This is a genomic window from candidate division KSB1 bacterium, assembly GCA_022562085.1.
Classification (GTDB): Bacteria; Zhuqueibacterota; Zhuqueibacteria; order Oceanimicrobiales; family Oceanimicrobiaceae; genus Oceanimicrobium.
In genome coordinates, this window is record JADFPY010000286.1 from 1 (window position 1) to 6,017 (window position 6,017).

Genomic DNA, 6,017 nt, shown 5'->3' on the forward strand with positions numbered 1-6,017 from the left:
TAAAAAGTCATGGGGTCACCGGGCACCCCGGCAACCGCCGCCGACCGGCCGCCGCGAAACGGGCCTATCGAGCGGTATTCGAGTGCGCTGTAAAGAGATTCGTCGTAATCGATTTTCTGTGCTGCAACATCTTGAAATGTGTACACAAGGGTTGCAAGAATCAGCGTGATGAAACAAAGTTTGCTGAATTTCATGAGTTCCTCCTCTTTTTGTTGGTTATTGTAGTTTCAATTAAACAGATTTCACTTGTGAACTTTGTAAAAATTGTTTCCAGAAATCTTTCTTTTGCTCTACAGGAATTATATTTAGGTTTTCCCGATCATATTTCCATTTCAGTGAATTATAATGAATGTAGTGGCGTATTTTGTGCAGAGACCTGTCGTTTCGAATGATAGGGTCATAGAATGATTTTTGCCATTTGAAATGAAATTTATTCTGGATTTGGTTTATTTCGCGAGTGACAGCAGATTTATATGAACCAATAACGACCGGCAGTTTTTGATATTGACGTTCTTGTAGGGAACAGGCATGCCTGTTCCCTACCGGTTCATCGCCACTATCTATTATAACAATGCCGTGAATGTGATTGGGCAGGATGACATGCTCATCCAATTTCACGTCTTCAAAATGGTCTGGGATTTCTAACCAATTCTGCCTGGCTATTTTACCGCATTCATTCAGGATCATCTCATCACCGCTGATTTGACCGAAATATTCCTCTCGATTTTTAGTGCAGATGGTCACAAAAAAATAGTATCCATCCCGAGAATAATCATAGTCTTTCAGCCGAATTGATTTTCTGCGTTGTTTTACCGGTTCCATAGAAAAATTTTCACACTATTGCCCTAGGCGAACACACCGGTTCGTCTCTACGTTTCATTTCCCCGAAACCCCGTTCACCCCGTGAGATAATGTATTTACAAAATACCAGAACTTATGGCATATTCAAGATTCCCAGCGTTTCCAGGTAGTTGCACGCCGGTTATCTAACGGGGTCAACCCCGCCAGCTTTTTTTGGCCTCCTAACAGATCCGGCAAATCCTCATCAGCGGCTTTGTAGACCACGCCCATGCCGCCCCCACCAAGTTTTTCGAGGATTTTGTAATGAGAAATGGTTTTGCCGATCATAATCATTTGAGTATCAATCAATGATAGGAGAGTCAGAAAAAGATAGGCGAGAAAAATTTAAATGTCAAGGATTTCCAGCGGAAGCGAGGCATTGATCGGGGTCTCCCGGAGTGTTTCGATACAGGATTTCCCCGAGACCCATTTAGACGGAAGTTTTCGTCGCAACCCATTGAGGGAAAGTATGGCATCCATCAGAATCCGTCCTGACGAATAAATGTGGGTATGCCTGTGGGAGATGAGAAGGGATTGATGTATATGGAGAGCTGAAATCGTCAGCTTCCCTTATTTGACATAGTTCTGGATTGTGCTAAGTTCCTCTCACCTTTGATCCTTTTTCGCTTTCTTCTTGGCTCGCTTTTCTGCTTTGGTAAGTCCCTTTTTCTTCTGCTGTTTCTCACCTTTGTCTTTTCGACCCATCATTATTCTCCTTATTTCATGGGGAAATAATCAAATGTAGCAATATTGAACCAGGATGTCAATCAAAATAGGGTGGTCAGCCTTTTTATCTTCATAAATAACGGAGAGGAATAGAACCAGTATTTACTGTGTTGGTATAAGAATGAAAAAACTAAAATGAAATATTTTGAGAAAAATATCGAGGGGTTGTCAGTCTTTGAACTGGAAGGTAAGATTATGGGGGGAACACCCGATTGTATATCACTGTGCAATCGCGTGAAGGAAGTAATCGCCTCTGGTCAGAAGAACATCGTAATTGATTTTGATAGAGTTCGTTGGATCAACAGTACAGGTATAGGGTTTATGTTGTCTTGTGTGATGACTTTACGTCGTGAGGGTGGTGAAGTGCATTTCGTGGGTCTCCATGATCGTGTTGATTATTATTTCAAAATAACCAAAATTGATACGGTTTTGCAGATTTACAAGAACGTGGATGAAGTTGTCAAGAAGTTGTCATTGTCGGCTGGCATACCTTCCTCTTAGAATTTCAAACTTGACCAAAATTTTGGAGAAGTTACTTTTCCAACAAGATCACCTGAGTAGTTGGCAAAAATATTGAACCATTAGCGGCCAAGTAATACCACTTAAGATCAATCTCACATTGACCCCAAAAGGCAAACTCTCGAAAAGGACATTTAGGATGTTCTGAGATTTTCTGTTTGGCTTCTTCACACTCGAAGATTTCTATTTCATTTCTAAATCGGTGTCCTATATGAGAGGCCGTGACAACTTGAAAGTCTTTCTCGCCCTTTGTCTTTTTTTGGGGATATTCTCTAATGAAATGCATCGTTCAAAACAAATTCATTTGAGTCGGCTCTCGTGGGTCAGTCTTGTCAGGAGGCCACTTTCCCCGCATGGACAATTTTTCAGATGGAAAGGGTCTAATCATATCAATCAGAAAATCACTGTCGTCGAGACTTTTGTCTAACCAAACCTTGACCATATCGTTTGGCAAGATGAATGGCATTCGGTCGTGAATATTTCCAATCATCGAGTTTGGTTCTAAGGTGATAATGGAACAACTGTATTGATCTTTGCCCCAAATATCATAAATTCCCGCTAACATCATCAGTGATTGACCTTCAATGTTAAACTCATAAGACTCCTTCTTTCTTACAGATTTCCCACCAATCTTTCTACTTTGAAATACTGGTTTTCCGTTAATCTTCTTATTCTCAAAAAAACCATTTGCTGGAACGATACATCGTTGCCATTTCAATAAGTTGTTCTGATAGGGTTCTTGTAGTTTCTCTTTTCGAGAGTTAAACCATGTGCGAGACGGTTCAAATTTCGGTGCAGTTTTAGGGATGAGGTTCCAAAACATCGGTCTTGCCAACGGTTTGTCAACATTGGAATAGATCGTGGTAATATCATTAAAAGGGAGAATATCATCGCTGAGGATCGGTGGATACTCGAATTGTGGAAACGGAATATTAAAAAGGTGCTCAAATAGTTCTTCAGCGTCTGGAAGGAAGGTTAGATGAAAGCGTCCACACATGATGATTTCCTCTGATGTTAGAAGGGTGTATATTTGTATACCTAATATAGTAAAAAGTTAGTTTGAGGTCAAGCAAAAAAAAATGGTCTGCCGTAAATCATTTTATTTCAATTATTATGGACTTTCATCCAGCGGCAATCGAGTTTTACAAAAACTGACAAAACAGTAACCTATTTTAATAGGTGTCGTAAACTAAAAGCAAAAGTTTGAGACACTAATATTCGACTGAAAAGGGGTCATAAGGAGACCGAAAATGAATACGACATTCTATATCGAACATTATATTACTGAGCAGGAAGCAGATTCAATTGAGGATCTGCAAAATCACTTCAGTCAGAAAAATCAGAAACTCATGAAAGATTATAGTGGTCAACAGGAAATCTCAGTTGTCATAGTCATTATGAAGAATGATTTAACAGAACCAATAGGTATGCTGGAAGTGAGTGCGAAAGACTTTGAGAAATTACAAGACGAAGAACTAAGAAGACTTTTCAGACTGAAGAAATACCCAAAAGAAGGCTATAGTGCATTAGATGTAATCAATAGAACGTTTCATTTTGATAATGCAAGAGAAATTGAGTATTTCAAGAAATTTGATGAAGAAGAATTGCGTTCTAAATATATCGACTATCTTGTGTCAAATTTCAATGAAAATTTGAATTAATGGCTTCCAGGAGGCTGAAATGACGAACAGATTTGGACCACGACGAGGGATGTTTTGTGCGGTATTCTTTATTGTGGCCGGATTACTTTTACTACTTCAAAACTTTGGATATATTTCAGGTGTCTGGCATTTTATCTGGCCATCTTTATTGATTCTTTGGGGAGTGTCCATAATTCTAAGACCACACCATTCATATTGGTGTTATTGCTATGCATACAGAGAGACGAAAACCGAACAGTGAGGCGATATTAATTCCAGCAAACCGAAGCATTGATCGGGGTCTCCCGGAGTGTTACGGTAGGGGGTATATAAGGATTTCGGTTGAGGTGAACTCTAAATCTCAAGACTACGAAGTCAGTGAGATAGTTTAGTTGAGAATAGACGCCACACCCATGCAGCCAGCGAGTCTTTTCGAGAATTTTGTAGTGGATATAGCCTTTTTCAGTCACTACCCAGCCCTCACTTTTTTCAAACATTTTTCAAAAAGTCTCAATTTTCCCGGAGTCAACTCTGTTTAAAAGATTCTCAAGTGCTAAAACAGTATGTGCCTCAGCTAATCCTTCATTTAGGGCCAGGGCCTTTGTGGCGTACTCCATCACTTTCGGCCAGGTATCTTCCGGTTTTATGATATTATAGTCTCCGCCTTGTCCGCGCGTTCGTCCGCTTCTTCACCGCGCGCCTGTTCCGGGGAGATATAGGCGGCTGTTCCCAACGTTGTTTCTACTTTGGTAAACTTCACGCCGCCGCGCATCTTGGCCAGGCCGAAGTCCATAATTTTAACCTGGTCTTCTGCGGTAATCATGATGTTGGCAGATTTGATATCCCGGTGGGTGATGCCTTTTTTGTGAGCGGCTTGCAGACCGGAGGCGATTTGGGCGGCGTAATTGATGATTTCATCAATTGGTAGGGGCGTATAATTATACGCCCCTACGATATACTGCAATTCCTTACCTTCGATGTATTCCATGACAATGAACATTTCATCAGCGACTTCTTCGATGGCATGGATTGTGGCGATATTCGGGTGGTTCAGGGATGCGGCGGCTTTGGCCTCGATCTTAAACCTTTCTCGTTCTTCTGAATCAACGGCAATTTGTCCCGCCCAGGCGGGAAGGAATTTAATGGCGACAGTGCGTTCTAACTTGGTGTCTTCGGCTTTATAGACCCCGCCCATGCCGCCCTGCCCGACTTGCTCAATAATCTTATAGTGCAGGATTATTTAATTGTCAAGGCTTTCAGCGGCCCCGAAGCATGGATCGGGATCTAGCGGACTGTTGCGGTAGGGGATATCTGGGAATTTCAGTTGAAGTCAACTCTAATTCTCAGGACTACAAAGTCTTACACCGTGTGATAGTTTGTTGAAAATTCAACTTCCCCTTATTTAACGTTCCTTGAGTTTTGCCAACCTCTCTTTCGCGTCAATCAAATCCGGCAAGTCTTTGTCGGCGTCTTTCCACAGATCGAGGAATTTTTCGGTGTTTTCGATGGCGCGTTGGTTGTCGCCTTTCTTTTCGTAGATTTTTCCGAGCAGATGAAAGCCAAGGGGAAAGGCAAAAGCATGCCGACCTGCACCGTAAAAGCCCTGCAGAATGGCACTATAAAAGCCCTGCGATTTTGCCACTTCAGCAATCGCCTTGTCGTATTCTTCCATTTCAAAGTAGTATTGCGCAGCTTGATAGCGAGACAGCGGTTGATATGTTGGCATTAACCTATTGAGCTGTTCGAATGTGTCGATGGCTTGCTGCCATTCCTGTTTGGCGGCATGAATTCTGGCTTCGGCTGCCAATTTCCAACTCGGGTGTACGGCGCGTTTGGCAGCCGTTACCGCTTTTTCCAGGTCGCCAATTTCAGCGTAGAGCAAGGCCAACCACCAGTAATAAACATCGTCTGTAACGTTCCGGAACCCGGCAACTTTTGCGATTTCGGCCAGCGCCTCCTGCTTATTCCCCCGGCCCCAATACATCCAGTACGCTTTTGCGACTGTCTGACGAGCTACAGAATTGCTGTCATTGTCGCTCCACGCAAACTCGATTCCTTTGTCAAACATCTGCATCATTTCGGAATATTTTCCCAGATAGGGATAAAAGCCAGCCAACTGGCGGAAGCCTTCTCTTTGCACCCGCTCCCGCGGGGCTTTGGTCATGGCTTTAAAATGCGCCTCGGCCTTATCGTACTCTCCCCGCATGGCATAGATCTGGCCAATTCCTGCCTGTAAAGCGTGATCGTTTGGAAAATGCTGCACCCCGGATTGGCAGGCCTGCAGCGCGCTGG

Annotated in this window: 9 protein-coding genes; 2 read left to right on the top strand and 7 right to left on the bottom strand. The window is 42.7% G+C overall.

What is annotated here, in order from left to right:
* The 3 genes from IH879_18135 to IH879_18145 form a co-directional block, all read right to left on the bottom strand.
* On the bottom strand, positions 1-194 hold a 194-nt coding region (locus tag IH879_18135), incomplete at its 3' end, for a hypothetical protein (GenBank protein ID MCH7676843.1).
* Positions 195-231: 37 nt separating this feature from the next.
* Positions 232-822 (bottom strand): hypothetical protein, encoded by a 591-nt coding sequence (locus IH879_18140; GenBank protein ID MCH7676844.1) that lies wholly within the window; start codon positions 820-822, stop codon positions 232-234.
* A 123-nt stretch (positions 823-945) separates the two neighbouring features.
* Positions 946-1,128 (bottom strand): hypothetical protein, encoded by a 183-nt coding sequence (locus IH879_18145; GenBank protein ID MCH7676845.1) that lies wholly within the window; start codon positions 1,126-1,128, stop codon positions 946-948.
* 573 nt (positions 1,129-1,701) lie between these two features.
* Here IH879_18145 and IH879_18150 point away from each other — a divergent pair.
* Entirely contained in the window at positions 1,702-2,067 is a 366-nt protein-coding gene (locus IH879_18150; protein MCH7676846.1) for an STAS domain-containing protein, read from the top strand.
* 307 nt (positions 2,068-2,374) lie between these two features.
* Here the strand turns inward: IH879_18150 and IH879_18155 are convergent, their stop codons facing one another.
* On the bottom strand, positions 2,375-3,082 hold the full coding sequence (locus tag IH879_18155; GenBank protein ID MCH7676847.1) for an SOS response-associated peptidase family protein: 708 nt from the start codon (positions 3,080-3,082) through the stop codon (positions 2,375-2,377).
* A gap of 253 nt (positions 3,083-3,335) precedes the next feature.
* On the opposite strand from IH879_18155, the gene IH879_18160 reads away from it, so the two are divergent.
* Positions 3,336-3,746 carry a hypothetical protein gene (locus IH879_18160; GenBank protein MCH7676848.1) on the top strand — a complete coding sequence of 137 codons (411 nt, stop codon included), beginning with the start codon at positions 3,336-3,338 and terminating at the stop codon, positions 3,744-3,746.
* Positions 3,747-3,994: 248 nt separating this feature from the next.
* On the opposite strand, the gene IH879_18165 is transcribed toward IH879_18160, so the two are convergent.
* The 3 genes from IH879_18165 to IH879_18175 all read right to left on the bottom strand — a co-directional run.
* Positions 3,995-4,222 (bottom strand): hypothetical protein, encoded by a 228-nt coding sequence (locus IH879_18165; protein ID MCH7676849.1) that lies wholly within the window; start codon positions 4,220-4,222, stop codon positions 3,995-3,997.
* A gap of 146 nt (positions 4,223-4,368) precedes the next feature.
* Positions 4,369-4,920 carry a serine/threonine protein kinase gene (locus IH879_18170; protein MCH7676850.1) on the bottom strand — a complete coding sequence of 184 codons (552 nt, stop codon included), beginning with the start codon at positions 4,918-4,920 and terminating at the stop codon, positions 4,369-4,371.
* A 207-nt stretch (positions 4,921-5,127) separates the two neighbouring features.
* A partial coding sequence (locus tag IH879_18175; protein ID MCH7676851.1) for a hypothetical protein occupies positions 5,128-6,017 on the bottom strand: 890 nt, incomplete at its 5' end.

Coding starts and splice junctions, on each gene's coding strand:
- IH879_18140 (MCH7676844.1), bottom strand. CDS start 822: ATGGAACCGGTAAAACAACGCAGAAAATCAATTCGGCTGAAAGACTAT.
- IH879_18145 (MCH7676845.1), bottom strand. CDS start 1,128: ATGATCGGCAAAACCATTTCTCATTACAAAATCCTCGAAAAACTTGGT.
- IH879_18150 (MCH7676846.1), top strand. CDS start 1,702: ATGAAATATTTTGAGAAAAATATCGAGGGGTTGTCAGTCTTTGAACTG.
- IH879_18155 (MCH7676847.1), bottom strand. CDS start 3,082: ATGTGTGGACGCTTTCATCTAACCTTCCTTCCAGACGCTGAAGAACTA.
- IH879_18160 (MCH7676848.1), top strand. CDS start 3,336: ATGAATACGACATTCTATATCGAACATTATATTACTGAGCAGGAAGCA.
- IH879_18165 (MCH7676849.1), bottom strand. CDS start 4,222: ATGTTTGAAAAAAGTGAGGGCTGGGTAGTGACTGAAAAAGGCTATATC.
- IH879_18170 (MCH7676850.1), bottom strand. CDS start 4,920: ATGGGCGGGGTCTATAAAGCCGAAGACACCAAGTTAGAACGCACTGTC.